The following is a 19390-nucleotide window of genomic DNA, read 5'->3' as shown; positions in this document are numbered from 1 at the left end:
AATAAAAATTTTAGGTAAGAGAACATGAGTTTGTCGTTTAAAGACCATGTGCAAAAGCTTCTTGAAGAACATCGTGGAGAACGCGTTTTCCGCTTTGAATATTTAGGAAAACATTATTGGCTAAAACAGCCTGAACAATTAAAAGGGATATGGTTATTACTAAAACCACGTCCAAAACAACATTTTAAAGAAGAGTGTGAAATACTACAGCATCTAAATAATATTGGTGCACCAGTACCTAAATTATGCGCTTTCGGTGATGATTATTTAGTATTGGAAGATGCTGGGCCAACATTAAACATCTGGCTGAATGATGAGACATTGTCTTGGGCAGAAAAATCACATATTTTGTATTCAGCGATAGAAATATTGATCAATCTTCATCAACAAGGCATTATTCACGGTCGTCCAGCTATACGTGATATCGCATGGAAAGAAGGTAAGATTACTTTTATGGACTTTGAATCCCATTCAAAAAGCCATAATGAACATTGGTTGATTACACGTGATATGTTGGCATTTTTAGACAGTTTATGTCGTGTGAAAAGCTTAGATGATGAAAAGCTTAATGAATTATTTGATTATTATAAATCTTACTGTCCAATAACTTATTGGGATGATATGTTGTCATATGTGAGAAGATTTCGTTGGCTTTATTATCTTTTACTTCCGTTCAAACCAATTGCAAGAACGGACCTATTGGCCGTTTATCGGTTATTTGAACATTTAACAAAGGAAAATCTATGAAAAAATTATTTTTAGTGGCTTTATTAAGTGCTTTGGTGAGTGCTTGTTCTGTCGGTGTAGGTGCAGGTGGCGGCAGTAATGGTGTAGGCGTTGGTGTTGGTTTAGGCACTGGCTTTGGATTCTAACGCTCACTTTAGATAAAGCAAAGTGCGGTCAAAAAATCTCAGGTTTTCAAGAAAACTAGCAGAAATCGCTTGATCTTTTGATTTAGATCACTATAATATACCCCATATTTCGGACGCGGGGTGGAGCAGCTTGGTAGCTCGTCGGGCTCATAACCCGAAGGCCGTCGGTTCAAATCCGGCCCCCGCAACCAATAACAAGTTCAGTAAAAAGAACCCCAAATTTGGGGTTTTTTTGTACGAGAAATTTAGAAACTGGGCTTAGGTTCATTGACGAACCTAACCCTTTTTTTATGTCTGAATTTTAAGATTAGGAGCAAAAATTGGCAACATTAGAACAAAAATTGCAAGAGATGCTTCAAGGTGCAGTAGAAGACTTAGGCTGCGAACTTTGGGGGATTGAATGCCAACGTGCAGGTCGTTTTATGACCGTACGTTTATTCATTGATAAAGACGGTGGCGTAGGCGTTGATGATTGTGCTGATGTAAGTCGTCAAGTGAGCGCGATTTTAGACGTGGAAGATCCAATTGCGGATAAATATAACCTCGAAGTGTCATCACCAGGTCTTGATCGTCCACTATTTACGCTTGAACAATTCCAACGTTATGTGGGCGAGGATATCGCTGTGCATTTACGTATTCCTGTTTTAGATCGTCGTAAATGGCAAGGTAAATTGGAAAAAATTGAAAATGACATGTTGACACTTATTGTTGATGGTCAGGAACAAGTTCTTATTTTTGGCAACATTCAAAAAGCCAATGTAATCGCAAAATTTTAAAGGAGAAAAAGGAAAATGAGTAAAGAGATTTTGTTAGCTGCTGAAGCAGTATCTAACGAGAAGTTATTACCACGTGAAAAGATTTTTGAAGCGTTAGAGAGTGCGATTGCACTTTCAACGAAGAAGAAATATGACTATGAAACCGATATTCGCGTGTCTATCAACCCTAAAACGGGTGAATTTGATACATTCCGTCGTTGGTTGGTGGTTGATGAAGTTAAAGTGCCAACAAAAGAAATGACATTAGAAGCGGCACAATTTGAAGATCCGAATGTTCAACTTGGTGATTATGTTGAAGACCAAATTGAGTCTATCGCATTTGACCGTATTGCAATGCAAACTGCTCGCCAAGTAATCAGCACTAAAATCCGTGAAGCAGAACGTGCAAAAGTAGTTGAGCAATTCCGTTCTGAAGAAGGTAAGATTGTTACGGGTACAGTGAAAAAAGTAAACCGTGAAAGCATTATTTTAGATTTAGGCAATAAAGCAGAAGCCGTGATTATGCGTGAAGATATGCTTCCACGTGAAAACTTCCGTCCTGGCGACCGTGTTCGTGGTGTGCTTTATAAAGTAAATCCAGAAAGCAAAACGGCACAACTATTTGTGACTCGTGCGAAACCTGAAATGCTAATCGAGTTATTCCGTATTGAAGTACCAGAAATCGGCGAAGAAATGCTTGAAATTCGTGGTGCGGCACGTGATCCAGGTTCTCGTGCGAAAATTGCGGTGAAATCTAATGATAAACGTATCGACCCAGTTGGTGCATGTGTGGGTATGCGTGGTGCACGCGTTCAAGCAATTACCAATGAGTTAGGTGGAGAACGTGTGGATATCGTACTTTGGGATGATAATCCGGCACAATATGTGATTAATGCAATGGCGCCGGCTGATGTGACTTCAATCATTGTGGATGAAGATAATCACTCAATGGATATTGCGGTCAATGCTGACAACTTAGCACAAGCAATTGGTCGTAACGGTCAAAACGTACGTTTAGCGACACAATTAACCGGTTGGACATTAAATGTTATGACCACCGAGCAATTAAATGAAAAACATCAAGCAGAAGATACCAAAGTATTAAATTTATTCATGGATAAATTGGGTCTTGATGAAGAGTTTGCTCAAATCTTAGTGGATGAAGGTTTTACTTCTTTAGAAGAAGTGGCTTATGTTCCAGTAAGCGAGCTAACTGCAATTGATGGTTTAGAAGATGAAGATCTTATCGAAGAGTTACAAGGTCGTGCAAAAGATGCGATTACTGCAGCTGCTGCAGCTGAAGAAGAAGCCTTGAAAAAAGCGAATATTGAAGATCGTTTATTAAATCTTGAAGGGATGAATCGTCACATTGCCTTTAAATTAGCTGAAAAACAAATTACTACGCTTGAAGAACTTGCTGAGCAAGGTGTAGATGATTTAGCTGATATCGAAGAATTAACCGCAGAGCAAGCCGCTGACTTTATTATGGCTGCGCGTAATATTTGCTGGTTTAGCGAAGAGTAAGGAGTTTAATAATGACTGAAGATGTAAAAAATGCGGATGCGAATGCACCGAAAAAACTAAGTATTCAACGCAGAACAAAAACAACCGTAAGCAGTACAACAGCTGGCGGTAAAGCAAAAGCGGTACAAGTTGAAGTTCGTAAAAAACGCACTGTGCCAACAGATGCTGCCCGAAAAGCTGCTGAGGCAGAAAAATTAAAAGCACAGCAAGAAGCAGAGAAGAAAGCGGCAGAAGAAAAAGCACGTTTAGCTGCTGAAAAAGCTGCAGCAGAAAAAGCGAAAGCTGAGAAAGCCAAGGTTGAAGCAGAAAAGGCAGCGAAACCAGCGGTTGAAAATAAACCTAAATCTGTTGATCCAGAAAAAGAAAAACGTAAAGCGGAAGAAGCAGAACTTCGTCGCAAAGCGGAAGAGCTGGCTCGCAAAAAGGCAGAAGAGCAAGCGCGTAAAGCTGCTGAAGATGCTAAACGTTATGCTGAAGCGGATACGTCAAGCAATGAAAGCGCATCAGAAGATTATACTGATTACAATTTAAGCTCTCGTTATGCTTTAGAAGCGGAAGACGAAGAAGAACGCCGTAATGAAAATCGCGGTCGCGGCAAAAATAAAGTCGCTAAAGCGAAAAAAGAACGCGATGACGTGAAAGGCGGCAATAAAAATGAGCGCGAATCTAACCGTAAAAATCAAAAAGACGGTAAATTCGGTAAAGGTAAAAATGGTAAGAAAGGCGCAGCATTACAACAAGCCTTCACAAAACCTGTTCAGGTTGTGAAACAAGATGTTGTTATTGGTGAAACCATTACCGTTGCGGAATTAGCAAATAAAATGGCAACCAAAGCGACTGAAATCATCAAAGCTATGATGAAGATGGGCGAAATGGTAACCATTAACCAAGTGCTTGATCAAGAAACAGCGCAATTAGTGGCTGAAGAATTAGGTCACAAAGTGATTCTTCGCAATGAAAATGAACTTGAAGAAGAAGTATTAGGCGATCGTGATGTTAACGCAGAAAAAGTAACTCGTGCACCAGTTGTAACGATCATGGGTCACGTTGACCATGGTAAAACCTCATTGCTTGACTATATTCGTAAAGCGAAAGTTGCAGCAGGTGAGGCGGGTGGTATTACTCAGCACATCGGTGCGTACCACGTAGAAATGGATGACGGCAAAATGATCACCTTCTTAGATACGCCAGGACACGCCGCATTTACCTCAATGCGTGCACGTGGTGCGAAAGCAACGGATATCGTTGTTCTTGTTGTTGCGGCAGATGATGGTGTGATGCCTCAAACCATTGAAGCTATTCAACACGCGAAAGCAGCAGGTGCGCCTTTAGTGGTTGCGGTGAACAAAATTGATAAACCAGAAGCAAATCCAGACCGAGTAGAACAAGAATTACTTCAACACGAAGTGATTTCTGAGAAATTCGGTGGTGATGTGCAATTCGTTCCAGTTTCTGCGAAGAAAGGTACCGGTGTTGATGACTTATTAGATGCCATCTTGCTTCAGTCAGAAGTACTTGAATTAACGGCTGTAAAAGACGGCATGGCAAGCGGTGTAGTGATTGAATCTTACCTTGATAAAGGTCGTGGTCCGGTTGCGACAATTCTTGTTCAATCTGGTACTTTACGTAAAGGTGATATCGTACTTTGCGGTTTTGAATACGGTCGTGTTCGTGCAATGCGCGATGAAAACGGTAAAGAAATCGATGAAGCCGGCCCATCTATCCCTGTTGAGGTGTTAGGTCTTTCTGGTGTACCTGCAGCGGGTGATGAAGCAACTGTAGTACGTGATGAGAAAAAAGCACGTGAAGTGGCGTTACACCGTCAAGGTAAGTTCCGTGAAGTGAAACTTGCTCGTCAGCAAAAAGCGAAACTTGAAAATATGTTTAGTAATATGGCTGAAGGTGATGTTGCTGAACTAAATATCATCGTGAAAGCAGACGTACAGGGTTCTGTGGAAGCGATTATTCAATCGTTACAAGATCTTTCTACTGATGAAGTGAAAGTGAAAGTTGTTGGTTCTGGTGTCGGTGGTATTTCTGAAACTGATGCAACCCTAGCGGCAGCCTCTAATGCGATTATTGTTGGCTTTAACGTACGTGCGGACGCTTCTGCTCGCCGTATTATCGAAGCAGAAAATATTGACCTTCGTTATTACTCTATCATTTATGAACTATTAAATGATGTGAAAGCAGCGATGAGCGGTATGTTACAACCTGAATTCAAACAAGAAATCATTGGCTTGGCTGAAGTGCGTGATGTGTTCAAACATCCGAAATTTGGTGCAATCGCAGGTTGTATGGTGACCGAAGGTGTAGTAAAACGTAACAACCCAATCCGCGTATTACGTGATAACGTGGTAATCTTTGAAGGTGAATTGGAATCTCTCCGTCGCTTTAAAGATGATGTCTCTGAAGTCCGTAATGGTATGGAATGTGGTATCGGCGTTAAAAACTACAATGACGTAAAAGTCGGCGACCAAATCGAGGTGTTTGAAGTCGTTGAAATTAAACGTTCAATCTAATCAATAAAAAGAGCGGTCAAAATTCAACGTATTTTTGACCGCTTTTTAATAAGAGAAATATTATGGCAAGAGAATTTAAACGCAGCGATCGCGTTGCACAAGAATTACAAAAAGAAATCGCCATCATTTTGCAACGTGAAGTGAAAGATCCCCGTATTGGCATGGTAACCGTGTCTGATGTGGAAGTATCAAGCGATTTAGCTTATGCAAAAGTGTTTGTCACATTTTTGTTTGATCATGATGAAGTAGCGATTGCACAGGGCATGAAAGGGTTAGAAAAAGCGGCACCTTACATTCGTTCATTAGTGGGTAAAGCAATGCGTTTACGCATTGTGCCGGAAATTCGTTTCTTCTATGATCAATCCTTAGTCGAAGGGATGCGTATGTCTAATTTGGTGACAAACGTGATACGTGAAGACGAGAAAAAACACGTTGAGGAAAATGACTAATGTCGAGACCTCGTAAGCGTGGACGTGATATTGATGGCGTATTTTTATTAGATAAGCCACAAGGCATGTCATCTAATGATATTATGCAAAAGGTGAAACGCGTATTCCAAGCGAATAAAGCAGGGCATACCGGTGCGCTCGATCCATTAGCAACCGGTATGCTACCTATTTGCTTAGGCGAAGCGACAAAGTTTTCGCAATTCTTATTAGATGCAGATAAACGCTATGTGGTTACAGCAAAATTAGGTGAACGTACGGATACCTCAGATGCAGAAGGACAAGTGGTCGAAACGCGTCCTGTCAATGTGGAAACATCACAAATTTTGACCGCGCTTGAACAATTCCGTGGTGATATTTTGCAAGTGCCGACCATGTTTTCAGCGTTAAAACACAATGGAAAACCATTGTATGAGTATGCTCGCGCAGGCATTACGGTAGAACGTGAAGCACGTCCTATCACGATTTTTGAGCTTAACTTTATTGAGTATCAAGCGCCTTTTCTAACTTTAGAAGTGCATTGTTCGAAAGGAACCTATATCCGAACATTAGTGGATGATTTAGGTGAGGTGTTAGGTTGTGGTGCTCATGTGACTGTATTACGTCGAACTGCGGTTGCGGATTATCCAACAGAAAAGATGATGACATGGGATGCTTTGCAGGCGCTTGCAGAGCAAGGTGATCTTGCTCAACTTGATCAACATCTTTTACCGACAGATACAGCGGTCAGCAAATTACCAGCGTTACAGTTAAATGCTGAACAAAGTAAAGGTATCGGCTTTGGGCAACGTGTCAAATTTGCTAATGAAGCAAAATTATATGGTCAAGTGCGGTTGTTTTCTGACAAGAATGTCTTTTTAGGCGTGGCACTTATCGATGATAACAATGTAATTCGTCCACAACGTTTGATTACACAATCTCTCTAATCATTTGCCTTTCTGTTTTAATTCCAGTAATCTCACCTGTAACCTTTTAATTGCAATCTATGTAAATAAGATATTGCAGGTGAATTATGGATGTCCTTAATCATTTACGTCAGGAAATTGATACACTCGATCGCGAACTGATTCAACTTTTTGCTAAACGCCTCGAATTGGTAACCCAAGTCGGCGAAGTAAAGCACGAAAAAGGTTTACCAATTTATGCACCTGATCGTGAATTAGCGATGTTACAAGCACGCCGAGAAGAAGCGGCTAAAGCAGGAATCTCTCCACAACTCATTGAAGATGTGCTCCGTCGTTTCATGCGTGAGTCTTACTTCAATGAAAATCAATTTGGTTTTAAAACGCTGAATCCAGCCATTAACAAAATTGTTATCGTCGGTGGTTATGGAAAAATGGGGCAGTTATTTGCCCGCTATTTACGTGCTTCCGGTTATCCTATTTCTATTTTAGATCGTGATGATTGGGATGTGGCAGAACGCATTTTAACGAATGCGGATGTTGTTATTATCTCAGTACCGATTGATCACACGTTAGAAACAATAGAACGTTTAAAACCTTATTTAACGGAAAATATGCTATTGGCGGATCTCACCTCCGTGAAACGAGCACCATTAGCTAAAATGTTAGAGGTGCATAAAGGGGCAGTAGTTGGGCTGCATCCAATGTTTGGCCCTGATATTGCGAGCATGGCAAAACAAGTGGTCGTGCGTTGTGATGGGCGCTTTAGTGAACGTTATGAATGGTTGTTAGAGCAAATTCAAATCTGGGGTGCAAAAATTTACCAAATTGATGCTGCTGAGCATGATCACAATATGACGTACATTCAAGCATTACGTCACTTTTCCACTTTTGCGAATGGTCTGCATCTTTCCAAACAGCCAGTCAATTTAAGCAATTTATTGGCGCTATCTTCTCCGATTTATCGCTTGGAATTAGCCATGATTGGTCGTCTATTTGCCCAAGATGCGGCACTTTATGCCGATATTATTATGGATAAGCCAGAAAATTTAGATGTGATTGAAAGTTTGAAACAAACGTATGAAGAGGCGTTACAATTCTTTGAAAAAGGCGATCGCCAAGGGTTTATTGATGCTTTCCATCAAGTGAGAGAATGGTTTGGGGAATATTCAGACCAATTCATGCAAGAGAGCCGTCAGTTATTGCAACAAGCTCATGATTTACGACATGTATAAAACAAAAAGTGCGGTTGATTTTCACCGCACTTTTGTTTTGTGATTTATTGTCTTGCTAAGCGTAAATTTTGTGGAATTGCCTCAAAGTTAGAACGGAATGGATTAATATCCAATCCACCACGGCGTGTATAGCGCGCATAGACAGTGAGTTTTTCTGGTTTGGCATAATGCATCAAATCACAGAAAATACGCTCAACACACTGCTCGTGAAACTCATTATGTTGACGGAAAGACACGATGTAGCGGAGAAGTTTTTCGCGATCGATTTGTTTGCCCACATAATGAATTTGTACAGTTCCCCAATCTGGCTGACTGGTGATGAGACAGTTAGATTTCAATAAATGGCTGACTAAGGTTTCCTCCACCACATTATCGGACGTGCAATTTTGCAAAATATCCGCATTAAATTCGTAGTTGTGGATTTCGATATCCTGATCATCAATGCAATCGCCCGTTAAAGTATCAATACTTTGTCCTTGATAGTGGGATAATGGATGTAAACGTACTTTAACCTCGCCTTGAGCACAATCGCTTAGATCTTCACGCATTGTGCGTTCTACGCTAGCAAAATCAGCAAATTTACTTTGGTTAAAGCTGTTTAAATAGAGTTTAAAGCTTTTCGATTCAATTAAATTTTCACTGCGATAATCAATTTCTACATCAGCTATGGCGACTTGCGGCAAACCTTTTGGATTTAACCAAGAAATTTCGTAGGCTGTCCAAATATCGGCACCTTGGGTAAATGGCTGCTGTTCAGTAATGCCTAAGGCATCACGATTGAGTTTTCGAGGCACCGGTTGTAACAAAGTGCGGTCATAATTTGCTGCATATTCTGTTGCTTGACCGAGTTTTAAAGATTGAAGGCTTTTATCTTGATAGTTCATGTGTTTTCCTGAATAACGAAATCGCTATAAAAAATTCCACGACACATTCGAGACTAATCGACATGGGTCGCATTTAAAGTAAATTACATCAAATAGTGGCGCGTCTAATACCCAATCGCCACCACATTGTGGGCAACAGCGTTGCTGTTCTGACTCTAAAGAATGGCCTCCGACACGGTATAAATAATAATAGGTCGGTATGCCGTTTTCTTTTTCGATTTCAGCAGCAAGGTAGCGTCCATGTTTAGTAAGCGTACTATTAATCTCGGTGATTTCGCTTAATGATTCTTTTTCTAAAGCCGAACCATTCATTTGCAACTGATCGCAGGCCTGCCAATTTTCCTGCCATTTAATCAAATCTTGGCTTAAGTGCGGTTGATTTTTTAGCTGTTTATAGAGCGGAATTGGGGAGAAATCATCTCCGCTATGTAATGGCGAGCAAGATTGCAAATGTGTGGTATAAAGTATCTGCCATGCTGGATGGCTGCATTCTGCAGTGCTGTCTGCATTTAAATCATCGGCAATAATTTGAAAACCTTGAAAATGTAGACCGCACTTTTCAGCATTTTCCATCGCCAGATTCACAGTTTGGTTATTATTCTCGGGTAAAAGGCTATTTTGCTCAGGGCAAATGACGCGCATCGCAAAACCTTGTTCACCGTCTTCCTCCGTCAAATAAAGCGGGATTTCACGGCCAATAATTTGACCGTTATAACGCCATTGGTCGATGATTGCATTGAGCAAACGGCTTTGTTGGCCAATATCATTTTCTAAGGCGGTCAATTTAAAAAAAGGTTCGATCAGATACATAATTACAGATTGTGCAAGATTTCTTCGATTTGTTTTAAACCGTTTAAACGGGTTTCACTTAAGCGAGAGGCAATACCAAGCTCATCAAAAAATTGACGAATATTAAATTGTTGTAATTGGTTTCGGGTTTGGCCGTTGATGTTTTGTAACAACAACCATAACAAACCATTCATAATTCGCGCTTCGCTGTAAGCTTGAAATTGAAACGTGCCGTCATGTTGTGGAATGGGCATAAACCAAAGTCCCGCTTCACAGCCTTGAATCGATTGCATTTGAGCCAATTCATCTGGAGAAGGTTGAGGGAGATGCTTACCCGCTTGAATAATGAAACGGTAACGATATTCCCAATTTTTTGCCTGTTTAATGTTTTCTAGCATGCTAATAACTCTAAGGATTTATCTAATGCCGCAAAAAAAGCGTCCACATCTTGTGGGCTGTTATAAGGCGCAAAAGAAAGTCGTAATGTAGTGCGCTCACCAAGACGGGCTAAGTAAGGTTGTGCACAATGTTCACCAACACGCAACGCAATTTTTTGTTCACTTAACAGGGTAGCAAGATCGGATGCTGCAATACCATCAAAAACAAAACATACTACTGAACTAGGTTGCGGTGAATTGAATAAACGACAATTCGGATAGTTTTTTAACCGCACTTTACTTTGTTCAGCAAGCTCAACGGCATGCGCTTCAGCTGCTTGAAAATCCCATTTTTTGAGCCAATCTAGCACCGCACCAAAGCCAATCACGCCAGCAATATTCGGTGTGCCAGCCTCTAATCGATAAGGTAAATCGGCAAAGGTAATACATTCATGGGAGACTCGCTCAATCATTTTTCCACCGTAAAAAAGTGGTTGTAGCAGGGAAAGTGAGCTTAATTTTCCGCTTAATACACCAATGCCGTTAGGTCCATAAATTTTGTGCGCAGAAAAGGCAATAAAATCCGCATCTAATGCCTGCAAATCAATTTGTATATGGCTAATAGCCTGAGCGGCATCCACTAAAACGAGCGCATTGCTATGTTGACGGATTAGTCGAATTAAATGCTGGATATGTTGTTCCGTTCCTGTTACGTTGGAAATAAAATTAAGTGCTACTAATTTGGTTTTCTTATTCAATGCTGCAATTAAGGCATTTTCATCAATTAGCCAATTATCCAAAATAGGCAACACTTGAATTTTAGCCCCACATTTTTTCGCTGTTTCATGCCAAGTAACATAATTAGCATGATGGTCCGCTTGGCTAATTAAAATCTCATCATCTGTATGCAAAGAGGGGAGTAAACCATTAGCAACCAAATTAATGCTATGCGTCGTCCCAGAAGTCCAGATTACGGCTTTTTCATCTTCCGCATTAATTAAGGTTTTGACTAGGTGACGAGCATTTTCATATTGTGCTGTTTGTGCCGCTTCATATTGGCTACGATGCACAGAGCCTGCCGATTGATAAAAGGTACTTGTTGCATCAATTAATGCCCGAGGCTTTAATGCTGTCGCTGCATTATCCAAATAAACTACGGCATTTGGCGATTTAAAATAAGGAAATTCATTTTTAAATGATTGATAATCAAAAGCCATGTTGACCTCCATGTTTACCTGCTTTGTTCTGTTTGCGCCATTCATAAGGGGCGGTAGGGTTAGGATCTCGCCATAAACCGATTTTTTGTTGTTGGGCAAAATCTTGTGCCTGGAAGTAGATTGGATTTTTAGCATATTGCGGATAAACCCAAGCCATGCCGTTTTTCACCATTTCTAAGTTGATGTTTTGTTCTTGTAGATAAACCGTTGCCAAAATACGTTGGTAGCGTTCATAACCGGAAACTGACAACGTCACATTTTGTTTGAAAACAAGCTGTGAAAGATATTGTTTGGCTTTCTTTCCAAATGGTTGACCTTTTTCTGGAGCATCAATTTCTTGTAATCGCACTTTGAATTGTTTTTTAGTGGGTAAGAGGCAAGTCAGGGTGTCGCCATCACTTACGCCTACTACCCAGCATTCTACTTGGCGTTCTGCTGAGATTGAAAATTGCGTCCAAAGTGCGGTTAAAATTATGGTTAAAAATAAGAGGAATTTTTTAATCATTTGGAATTTCTTTGATCTGCATCGCAAAATTTAGCTAAAATGAATGGGTAATTTTAACAAAAAAGCGTAAAATAAATTTTAATTATTATTAAAAAAGTTGATAGAGGAAATATGTTACTCCAAAAATGCGTTCAACTCGCTCGTTCGCTCATCATTTTATACATTATGTTACTACTCGGCAATTTGATTTCTCACTATATCCCAGTGGGGATTCCAGGCAGCATTTGGGGCTTGTTATTACTTTTTTTAGGTTTAACGACTCATGTAATTCACTTGGAGTGGATTTATTTCGGTTCGAGCTTGCTGATCCGATACATGGCAGTCCTTTTTGTGCCTGTGAGCGTGGGGATTATCAAATATTATGATTTACTCGTTAGCCAATGGAAAGTTTTACTCATCCCAAATATTCTCAGTACCGTTCTAACACTTTTAGTTATTGCATTTATAGGAAACTATTTATTTTATAAACAATCCTTTACCCATAAACGTAAAAAAGTATTGGAAAGACGCAATCTTCAAGCTGACTAAGGTTTTATTATGCAGTATGCAATTTATCTTTATACCATTTTAACGATTTTCGGATTTTGGCTCGCATTACAAATCAGTAAACGTTGGAAATCTATGATTTTCAATACTTTTGTGCTCACAGTATCAATTCTTGTGCTGATTTTAGTGGTTAGCGATATTCCTTATGACGATTATATGGCGGGCAATGCGCCGATTAATAATTTATTAGGGGTAAGTATTGTTGCGCTGGCGTTACCGTTGTATGAACAACTTCGTCAAATTGCGAAACAGTGGAAAATTATTCTTTCTGTAGTGACATTAGCTTCTCTGTTTTCGATGTTTACCGGTGCCATTTTTGCGATTATTTTAGGGGCAAGCCCTGAAATGGTGGCGACCGTATTACCAAAATCCATTACTACGCCAATTGCGATGGAAGTCTCTTCACATTTAGGCGGTATTCCAGCCGTTACAGCCGTAGGTGTAATTGTTGCAGGTTTGCAAGGTTCGGTTTTTGGTTATCTCATTTTGAAAAAACTCGGTATTAAACAACAAGAAGCCGTTGGTTTATCTGTTGGGGCGGTTTCTCACGCACTGGGCACCGTAAGCTGTATGGAAGCCGATCCGAAAGCCGGTAGTTATAGTTCGATTTCTTTGGTTCTTTGCGGTATTATGAGCTCAATTTTAGCGCCCTTAGTATTCCATGTTATCCGTCTATTTTTATGAGAACCCAATTAGCTGATTTTTGGACTGAACGTTTCCTCCCAGATCCGCCTCGCGAAAAAGATCACCGACCACCATTTCGTCGTGATCGCGGGCGGATTTTACATTCTGCCGCTTTCCGTTGTTTGCAAGCAAAAACACAAATTCACGCGGTGGGCGAAAATGATTTTTATCGTACACGTCTAACGCATTCCCTTGAAGTGGCACAAATCGGTAGCAGCCTGGTTTCCCAATTAAAATTTGCGGAAAGTTATGTTGCTATTTCAGACCAGCTTCATATTGAAAAAAGTGAATTACAGAAACAACTCAAACCTTTATTACCAAGCAATGATTTAATTGAAAGTTTGTGCTTTGCGCATGATATTGGTCATCCACCGTTTGGCCATGGTGGGGAAGTGGCGCTCAATTATATGATGCGTAACCACGGTGGTTTTGAAGGTAATGCGCACACATTTCGTATCATTACTAAACTTGAGCCTTATACTGAAACGGCTGGGATGAATTTAACGCGTCGTGCCATTTTAGGCGTAGTGAAATATCCGAATATTTTAGACTTATCTTCACCACAATATGCCCAGTTGCCGCATGCTGAAAACTCTGATCCGCGTTATGTGAAAATTAGCGATTGGAAACCTGGAAAAGGTTTATTCCGTGATGACGTCACAATGTTTAATTGGTTATTGCAAAACCTTTCTGAAAATGACCGCACTTTGTTTGGCTCATTTCAAAAAGTGCGGTCAAATCCCGCCGAGTTTTTAAAAACACAATTTAAATCTTTAGATTGCAGTATTATGGAATTGGCAGACGATATTGCGTATGGCGTGCATGATTTAGAAGATGCGATTGTGACCGGAGTAGTAAATCAACATCAGTGGCAAGAAGCATTGGCTGAACTTAAAATGATTCCTTCAGATTGGTTGGCAAAAAATATAGAACAAGTCAGCCAACGATTATTCTCCAATCATCATTTTGAGCGTAAAAATGCCATTGGTGCATTAGTGAATTTCTTTATCACCCATGTGCGTTGGAAAGTTACCGGCAATTTTGATGAACCTTTGTTACGTTATAACGCAGAACTACCGCAAGATGTGATTGCCGCATTAAATGTGTTCAAAAAGTTTGTATGGAAATACGTGATTCGTCACGTCGAAACGCAACGTATTGAATATAAAGGCCAACGCATTCTCACGGAAATGTTTCAGATTTTTGAGTCGGACCCCGAACGTTTATTGCCAACGAATACGGCTAATCGTTGGAGAAATGCACCGGAGCAGGGCAAAAAACGTATTATTTGTGACTATATCGCGGGCATGTCAGATGCTTATGCCTTAAAGGTTTATCATCAGCTCTAAAGTGCGGTGATTTTTATTGATATTTTGAATTTATAGGACAATTTTGTGGCATTAATTAGTTTAACTAACGCTTATCTTTCTTTTAGTGATCACCCCTTACTTGATCATGCAGAGCTTCATATTGAACCAAATGAGCGCGTATGTTTGGTGGGGCGTAACGGTGCAGGTAAATCAACGTTATTAAAAATTATTGCACAGCAAGTCACGATGGATGACGGCAAAGTGCAGTATGAAAAAGATTTAGTAGTTTCTCGTTTAGAACAAGACCCACCTCGCCATGCTGAAGGGAATGTATTTGATTATGTGGCGGAAGGGATTGAGCATTTAGCGGGTTTGTTAAAGGAATACCATCATATTTCACAAGAGTTGACACAAAATTACAGTGAACAAATTCTTAATCAACTGGCACAAGTGCAAGCTAAATTAGAGCATGCCAATGGCTGGCAGTTTGAAAATAAAATCAATGAAGTTCTGCAAAAGCTCGAGTTAAATCCTGATACTAAATTAGCGGATTTATCGGGTGGTTGGTTGCGTAAAGCCGCCCTTGCTCGTGCGTTGGTGTGTAATCCTGATGTCTTGTTATTAGATGAACCGACCAACCACTTGGATGTGGATGCAATCGAATGGTTAGAAAACTTCTTATTAGAATTTACCGGAAGTATTGTGTTTATTTCTCATGACCGTTCTTTTATCCGTAAAATGGCGACTCGTATTGTGGATTTAGACCGCGGGAAATTAGTGTCTTATCCTGGTGATTATGATTTATATCTCACCACGAAAGAAGAAAACTTACGTGTCGAAGCGTTACAAAACGAGCTTTTCGATAAACGTTTAGCCCAAGAAGAGGTTTGGATCCGTCAAGGTATTAAAGCGCGTCGTACGCGCAATGAAGGCCGTGTGCGAGCTTTAAAAGCTATGCGTGAAGAACGTCGCCAACGTCGTGAAGTGATGGGCTCCGCCAAGTTACAATTAGATAACTCAAGTCGTTCTGGCAAAATCGTATTTGAAATGGAAGATGTGAGCTATGAAATTGAAGGCAAACAACTTCTCAAAGATTTCAGCACGACTATTTTACGTGGCGATAAAATTGCTTTAGTGGGGCCAAATGGCTGCGGGAAAACCACATTCATTAAACTCTTATTAGGTGAAATCAAGCCAACGAGTGGTCGTATTCATTGTGGTACAAAATTAGATATCGCTTATTTTGACCAATATCGTGCAGATCTTGATCCGGAAAAAACGGTAATGGATAACGTTGCCGATGGCAAACAGGATATTGAGGTCAATGGTGTAAAACGTCATGTGTTGGGCTATTTACAGGATTTCTTATTTCCACCAAAACGAGCGATGACACCCGTAAAAGCGCTTTCAGGTGGTGAACGTAACCGTTTGTTATTGGCTAAATTATTACTGAAACCGAATAACTTACTGATTCTCGATGAACCAACCAATGACTTGGATGTAGAAACCTTAGAATTACTGGAAGAAATCCTCACGGATTATCAAGGCACCTTGTTGATTGTCAGCCATGATCGTCAGTTTATTGATAACGTTGCGACGGAGTGTTATTTCTTTGAAGGCGACGGTGTATTGAATAAATACGTGGGCGGTTTCTTTGATGCAAAAGGACAACAAGCCAATTACTTTGCCATGAAAGCAGAGCAAGAAGCTAAAAAAATCAAAAAAGAAGCACCAAAAGCACAGGAAAGTGCGGTTAAAAATGACGTTATTTCTCAAAAGCCAAAATCTGTTAAACTTTCTTACAAAGAACAACGCGAGTTAGAACAGCTACCACAATTATTGGAAGAATTGGAAGAGAAAATCACTGCACTTCAAGCTGAAATTGGTGACCCTCACTTTTTCCAACAAGCTCATGATGTAACGGATGCGAAGCTAAAAGAATTAGCGGATACGGAAGCGGAACTTGAAACAGCATTTATGCGATGGGAAGAACTTGAAGAGAAAAAGACCCAAGCTGAAGCAAAATAGGGCCTAGGTAAAAAAGAAACCGAGCGAAATAGCTCGGTTTTTTATTAAATATTACTGATAAAAATCACCAAAATAATCACAGGAACAACAAATTTGACATAGTTAAACCAGATTGTGGTGAAGCGTGAATTTGGTGTTGCGGATAGCTCTTTTTTCGCATCGTCTTTTAAAACAAAACCAACGAAAATGGCACAACCAAGTGCGGTCAACATAAAGAGAATATTGCCGCTGACAAAATCAAAGGCATCGAAAATGCTTTTACCGAAGATAGTGAAATCTTTCCAAAGGTTGTCACCTAAAATAGAGGGCACGTTACCTAATAAGAAAATCCCCATCAAGGTAACAAAAATCGCTTTACCACGGCGCATTCTGAGTTTTTCTTGTAATGCGGTGATGATGACTTCGTAAATGGTAATTGATGTGGTTAATGCCGCAATAAGTAATAAGCCGAAGAATACGATAGCAAAGAATTTACCCGCCCATAAGTGTGAAAATACAATTGGTAAACTTTGGAAAACCAAAGTTGGGCCAGCGTTAGGTTCAATGCCGAATGTGAATAATGATGGGAAGATCATAAAACCACATAACACAGCAATAATGGTGTTAGTGAAGCCAGTAATAACTGCTGTGTGAATAAGGTTTTCTTCTTTGTTTAAATAGCTGGAGAGGGTAATCAACACACCAAAACCAAGACTTAATGCGAAGAATACTTGACCTAATACGAAGATGAAGAGTTTAGGTGTGATTTTGCTGAAATCAGGTTTTAAGTAGAAAGTCACACCTTCCATCGCACCTGGTAAGGTAAGGTTACGAATCACCATACCGATAAGGAAAATAAAGAGTAATGGCATTAAGTATTTCACGGAACGTTCAATCCCGCCAATGATACCTTTCGCCAAAATAATGTAATTCACCGCCACAAACAGGAATGTATAAAGCATGATTTCCCATGGGCTGTTGCTGATGTGTAAATCGTAGAAATCTTTGGCTACTTCTTTTGTAATTGGGGCGCTAATATCAAGGGTGTTATTCATCAGACTAATGATATAAGACATCACCCAACCACCTAATACCATGTAATAAGCCATGATACCAAATGCGCCAAGGAGCCCCATATAACCAAGAATCTTCCAATATTTGGAGATGTTTTTACCTTTATCTTGGATTTTGTCGCCAAAGGCATCAATGGAATTCACACGCAAACGGCGTCCGATAACATTTTCTACTAAAATCATCGGGATACCAATGACAATCATCGCGATACAAAAGAGGAGCACGTAAGCACCACCGCCATTTTCACCCACTAAATAAGGAAAGCGCCAAGTGGCTCCAAAGCCAACTGTCGCACCTGCAACGGTGAGCACATAAGTTAGTCGGCTAGACCATGTTTGGCGAGATGGATTGTTTGTTGTCATAATATATTCCGTTTGATTTTATTCGTTTAATATTCTGTTTTTTCTTTGTATTCGCAGAGATCTTCAATGATGCAAGCACCGCAGCGAGGTTTGCGGGCGGTACAAGTATAGCGCCCGTGCAAAATAAGCCAGTGATGCACATCCACTTTAAATTCTTTAGGCACAACTTTGAGCAGTTTTTCCTCCACTTTTACCACATCTTTGCCAGGGGCAAAATTCGTGCGGTTGCATACGCGAAAAATATGGGTATCCACTGCAATAGTCGGGTGACCGAAAGCGGTATTTAACACGACATTCGCCGTTTTTCTGCCTACACCTGCAAGAGCTTCTAAGGCTTCTCGATTATCGGGTACTTCACCATTATGTTTTTCAACTAAATCACGGCAGGTTTTAATGATATTTTCTGCTTTGCTGTTATAAAGCCCGATGGTTTTAATGTATTCTTTTAACCCCTCTAAGCCGAGATCTAAAATGGCTTGTGGGGTATTTGCCACAGGGAATAATTTTGCTGTCGCTTTATTCACGCCTTTATCGGTCGCTTGAGCAGATAGGATCACCGCGATGAGTAATTCGAAAGGCGAATTATACTCTAATTCCGTGGTGGGATGCGGATTTTGCTCCCGAAGTCGAGTGAGGATTTCAATTCGTTTAGCTTGGTTCATTTTTTCATATCAATTCGGTTTTTAATCGCCAGTAGAATGCCTAATCCAATAAACGCACCTGGCGGAAGAATAAAGAGTAAAAAGCTGCTGTCAGCGTGATAAATATGTAATGTAAGGAATTTGGCGCCTTGACCAAATAGGTTTTCAATGCCTTCAAAAAGGGTACCTTGGCCTAAGATTTCACGTAGCGCACCTAATACCGTGATACTTAAAGCCATACCTAATCCCATCGAAAAACCATCCCAGGCTGCATGTGCTACGCTATTTTTAGAGGCAAAGGCTTCTGCACGACCGATGACGATACAGTTAGTCACGATCAAAGGAATAAAAATCCCAAGTGCTTGATAGAGTGTATAGGTATAAGCATTCATTAATAATTGCACAACGGTTACGGTGGTAGCAATAATCATCACATAAATTGGAATACGGATTTCATGAGGGATTTGCTTACGAAAGAGCGAAACAACGGTGTTTGTAGAGGTTAAAACCAACATAGTCGCCAAACCTAAACCTAATGCATTTGTTGCAGTACTTGAAACAGCCAACAGCGGACAAAGCCCCAATAATTGCACGAGGGTTGAGTTGTTTTTCCATACGCCTTGAATAAAGATTTCTTTCCAAACAGAAGGCGTTTGCGTTATTTCTTCTGAATTTTCAACCGCACTTTGCTCATCAAGTGCGGCCGTTTTTTCGGTTAAATCAGTCATAATAAATATC

Annotated in this window: 20 protein-coding genes and 1 tRNA gene; 13 read left to right on the top strand and 8 right to left on the bottom strand. The window is 40.2% G+C overall.

What is annotated here, in order from left to right; genetic code table 11:
* Positions 1 to 24 precede the first annotated feature (24 nt).
* From HMPREF3279_RS02010 to tyrA, 9 genes are all read left to right on the top strand, one after another.
* Positions 25 to 747, top strand: a complete 723-nt coding sequence (locus HMPREF3279_RS02010) for an RIO1 family regulatory kinase/ATPase domain-containing protein (protein ID WP_070867906.1) — start codon at positions 25 to 27, stop codon at positions 745 to 747.
* Positions 744 to 872, top strand: coding sequence for a hypothetical protein (locus HMPREF3279_RS10215; RefSeq protein ID WP_070867905.1), 129 nt, complete (start codon positions 744 to 746; stop codon positions 870 to 872). Before HMPREF3279_RS02010 ends, HMPREF3279_RS10215 begins: the two co-directional genes overlap by 4 nt.
* A gap of 114 nt (positions 873 to 986) precedes the next feature.
* Positions 987 to 1063, top strand: a tRNA-Met gene (locus HMPREF3279_RS02000).
* 129 nt (positions 1064 to 1192) lie between these two features.
* Entirely contained in the window at positions 1193 to 1648 is a 456-nt protein-coding gene (gene rimP / locus HMPREF3279_RS10080; protein WP_049364144.1) for a ribosome maturation factor RimP, read from the top strand.
* 15 nt (positions 1649 to 1663) lie between these two features.
* A complete protein-coding gene (nusA, locus tag HMPREF3279_RS01990; protein ID WP_049373488.1) occupies positions 1664 to 3151 on the top strand; it encodes a transcription termination factor NusA in 1488 nt (495 codons plus the stop codon).
* An 11-nt stretch (positions 3152 to 3162) separates the two neighbouring features.
* A complete protein-coding gene (infB, locus tag HMPREF3279_RS01985; protein WP_070867904.1) occupies positions 3163 to 5673 on the top strand; it encodes a translation initiation factor IF-2 in 2511 nt (836 codons plus the stop codon).
* Positions 5674 to 5735: 62 nt separating this feature from the next.
* Positions 5736 to 6122 carry a 30S ribosome-binding factor RbfA gene (gene rbfA / locus HMPREF3279_RS01980; RefSeq protein ID WP_005699364.1) on the top strand — a complete coding sequence of 129 codons (387 nt, stop codon included), beginning with the start codon at positions 5736 to 5738 and terminating at the stop codon, positions 6120 to 6122.
* Entirely contained in the window at positions 6122 to 7045 is a 924-nt protein-coding gene (gene truB / locus HMPREF3279_RS01975) for a tRNA pseudouridine(55) synthase TruB (RefSeq protein WP_070867903.1), read from the top strand. The genes rbfA and truB overlap by 1 nt, the downstream gene beginning before the upstream one ends.
* Before the next feature lie 86 nt (positions 7046 to 7131).
* Positions 7132 to 8256: a bifunctional chorismate mutase/prephenate dehydrogenase gene (tyrA, locus tag HMPREF3279_RS01970; protein WP_070867902.1), complete on the top strand. Its 1125-nt coding sequence runs from the start codon at positions 7132 to 7134 to the stop codon at positions 8254 to 8256.
* Between the two features lie 44 nt (positions 8257 to 8300).
* Here tyrA and queF read toward each other — a convergent pair whose 3' ends face one another.
* Genes queF through HMPREF3279_RS01945 form a run of 5 tightly spaced genes read right to left on the bottom strand, consistent with a single transcriptional unit; the run spans position 8301 to position 12028 of the window.
* Entirely contained in the window at positions 8301 to 9140 is an 840-nt protein-coding gene (queF, locus tag HMPREF3279_RS01965) for an NADPH-dependent 7-cyano-7-deazaguanine reductase QueF (protein ID WP_070867901.1), read from the bottom strand.
* A 24-nt stretch (positions 9141 to 9164) separates the two neighbouring features.
* Complete coding sequence (locus tag HMPREF3279_RS01960) at positions 9165 to 9950, bottom strand: Zn-ribbon-containing protein (RefSeq protein ID WP_070867900.1); 786 nt, start codon at positions 9948 to 9950, stop codon at positions 9165 to 9167.
* Between the two features lie 2 nt (positions 9951 to 9952).
* Positions 9953 to 10327, bottom strand: a complete 375-nt coding sequence (locus HMPREF3279_RS01955; protein ID WP_070867899.1) for a SufE family protein — start codon at positions 10325 to 10327, stop codon at positions 9953 to 9955.
* Positions 10321 to 11523 carry a cysteine desulfurase gene (locus HMPREF3279_RS01950; RefSeq protein WP_070867898.1) on the bottom strand — a complete coding sequence of 401 codons (1203 nt, stop codon included), beginning with the start codon at positions 11521 to 11523 and terminating at the stop codon, positions 10321 to 10323. The genes HMPREF3279_RS01955 and HMPREF3279_RS01950 overlap by 7 nt, the downstream gene beginning before the upstream one ends.
* The gene (locus HMPREF3279_RS01945; RefSeq protein ID WP_070867897.1) at positions 11513 to 12028 is read right to left on the bottom strand and encodes a thermonuclease family protein; all 516 of its coding nucleotides are present in this window, start codon (positions 12026 to 12028) and stop codon (positions 11513 to 11515) included. Before HMPREF3279_RS01945 ends, HMPREF3279_RS01950 begins: the two co-directional genes overlap by 11 nt.
* Positions 12029 to 12139: 111 nt before the next feature.
* Here HMPREF3279_RS01945 and HMPREF3279_RS01940 point away from each other — a divergent pair, with 111 nt between their 5' ends.
* The 4 genes from HMPREF3279_RS01940 to HMPREF3279_RS01925 are packed head-to-tail and all read left to right on the top strand — an operon-like array spanning position 12140 to position 16596.
* Positions 12140 to 12556, top strand: coding sequence for a CidA/LrgA family protein (locus tag HMPREF3279_RS01940; RefSeq protein WP_070867896.1), 417 nt, complete (start codon positions 12140 to 12142; stop codon positions 12554 to 12556).
* A 6-nt stretch (positions 12557 to 12562) separates the two neighbouring features.
* Positions 12563 to 13258: a CidB/LrgB family autolysis modulator gene (locus tag HMPREF3279_RS01935; protein ID WP_049365532.1), complete on the top strand. Its 696-nt coding sequence runs from the start codon at positions 12563 to 12565 to the stop codon at positions 13256 to 13258.
* Positions 13255 to 14607, top strand: a complete 1353-nt coding sequence (locus HMPREF3279_RS01930; protein ID WP_070867895.1) for an anti-phage deoxyguanosine triphosphatase — start codon at positions 13255 to 13257, stop codon at positions 14605 to 14607. The genes HMPREF3279_RS01935 and HMPREF3279_RS01930 overlap by 4 nt, the downstream gene beginning before the upstream one ends.
* A 45-nt stretch (positions 14608 to 14652) precedes the next feature.
* Positions 14653 to 16596 carry an ABC transporter ATP-binding protein gene (locus HMPREF3279_RS01925; protein ID WP_070867894.1) on the top strand — a complete coding sequence of 648 codons (1944 nt, stop codon included), beginning with the start codon at positions 14653 to 14655 and terminating at the stop codon, positions 16594 to 16596.
* Positions 16597 to 16640: 44 nt separating this feature from the next.
* Here HMPREF3279_RS01925 and HMPREF3279_RS01920 read toward each other — a convergent pair whose 3' ends face one another.
* Genes HMPREF3279_RS01920 through HMPREF3279_RS01910 form a run of 3 tightly spaced genes read right to left on the bottom strand, consistent with a single transcriptional unit; the run spans position 16641 to position 19380 of the window.
* Positions 16641 to 18011, bottom strand: a complete 1371-nt coding sequence (locus tag HMPREF3279_RS01920) for a sodium-dependent transporter (protein ID WP_070867893.1) — start codon at positions 18009 to 18011, stop codon at positions 16641 to 16643.
* A gap of 26 nt (positions 18012 to 18037) precedes the next feature.
* Entirely contained in the window at positions 18038 to 18673 is a 636-nt protein-coding gene (nth, locus tag HMPREF3279_RS01915) for an endonuclease III (protein WP_049373472.1), read from the bottom strand.
* Complete coding sequence (locus HMPREF3279_RS01910; protein WP_070867892.1) at positions 18670 to 19380, bottom strand: electron transport complex subunit E; 711 nt, start codon at positions 19378 to 19380, stop codon at positions 18670 to 18672. The genes nth and HMPREF3279_RS01910 overlap by 4 nt, the downstream gene beginning before the upstream one ends.
* Positions 19381 to 19390 lie beyond the last annotated feature (10 nt).

It is taken from the genome of Haemophilus sp. HMSC71H05 (genome assembly GCF_001838635.1).
GTDB classification, from domain to species: domain Bacteria; phylum Pseudomonadota; class Gammaproteobacteria; order Enterobacterales; family Pasteurellaceae; genus Haemophilus_D; species Haemophilus_D parainfluenzae_R.
Note: the sequence above shows the minus strand (reverse complement) of the source record. Positions and strands in the feature narration are given on the sequence as shown.

Excerpts from the sequence above, each read along its gene's own strand:
- HMPREF3279_RS02010 (WP_070867906.1), top strand. The coding sequence starts at position 25 with ATGAGTTTGTCGTTTAAAGACCATGTGCAAAAGCTTCTTGAAGAACAT.
- HMPREF3279_RS10215 (WP_070867905.1), top strand. The coding sequence starts at position 744 with ATGAAAAAATTATTTTTAGTGGCTTTATTAAGTGCTTTGGTGAGTGCT.
- nusA (WP_049373488.1), top strand. The coding sequence starts at position 1,664 with ATGAGTAAAGAGATTTTGTTAGCTGCTGAAGCAGTATCTAACGAGAAG.
- infB (WP_070867904.1), top strand. The coding sequence starts at position 3,163 with ATGACTGAAGATGTAAAAAATGCGGATGCGAATGCACCGAAAAAACTA.
- rbfA (WP_005699364.1), top strand. The coding sequence starts at position 5,736 with ATGGCAAGAGAATTTAAACGCAGCGATCGCGTTGCACAAGAATTACAA.
- truB (WP_070867903.1), top strand. The coding sequence starts at position 6,122 with ATGTCGAGACCTCGTAAGCGTGGACGTGATATTGATGGCGTATTTTTA.
- tyrA (WP_070867902.1), top strand. The coding sequence starts at position 7,132 with ATGGATGTCCTTAATCATTTACGTCAGGAAATTGATACACTCGATCGC.
- queF (WP_070867901.1), bottom strand. The coding sequence starts at position 9,140 with ATGAACTATCAAGATAAAAGCCTTCAATCTTTAAAACTCGGTCAAGCA.
- HMPREF3279_RS01960 (WP_070867900.1), bottom strand. The coding sequence starts at position 9,950 with ATGTATCTGATCGAACCTTTTTTTAAATTGACCGCCTTAGAAAATGAT.
- HMPREF3279_RS01955 (WP_070867899.1), bottom strand. The coding sequence starts at position 10,327 with ATGCTAGAAAACATTAAACAGGCAAAAAATTGGGAATATCGTTACCGT.
- HMPREF3279_RS01950 (WP_070867898.1), bottom strand. The coding sequence starts at position 11,523 with ATGGCTTTTGATTATCAATCATTTAAAAATGAATTTCCTTATTTTAAA.
- HMPREF3279_RS01945 (WP_070867897.1), bottom strand. The coding sequence starts at position 12,028 with ATGATTAAAAAATTCCTCTTATTTTTAACCATAATTTTAACCGCACTT.
- HMPREF3279_RS01940 (WP_070867896.1), top strand. The coding sequence starts at position 12,140 with ATGTTACTCCAAAAATGCGTTCAACTCGCTCGTTCGCTCATCATTTTA.
- HMPREF3279_RS01930 (WP_070867895.1), top strand. The coding sequence starts at position 13,255 with ATGAGAACCCAATTAGCTGATTTTTGGACTGAACGTTTCCTCCCAGAT.
- HMPREF3279_RS01920 (WP_070867893.1), bottom strand. The coding sequence starts at position 18,011 with ATGACAACAAACAATCCATCTCGCCAAACATGGTCTAGCCGACTAACT.
- nth (WP_049373472.1), bottom strand. The coding sequence starts at position 18,673 with ATGAACCAAGCTAAACGAATTGAAATCCTCACTCGACTTCGGGAGCAA.
- HMPREF3279_RS01910 (WP_070867892.1), bottom strand. The coding sequence starts at position 19,380 with ATGACTGATTTAACCGAAAAAACGGCCGCACTTGATGAGCAAAGTGCG.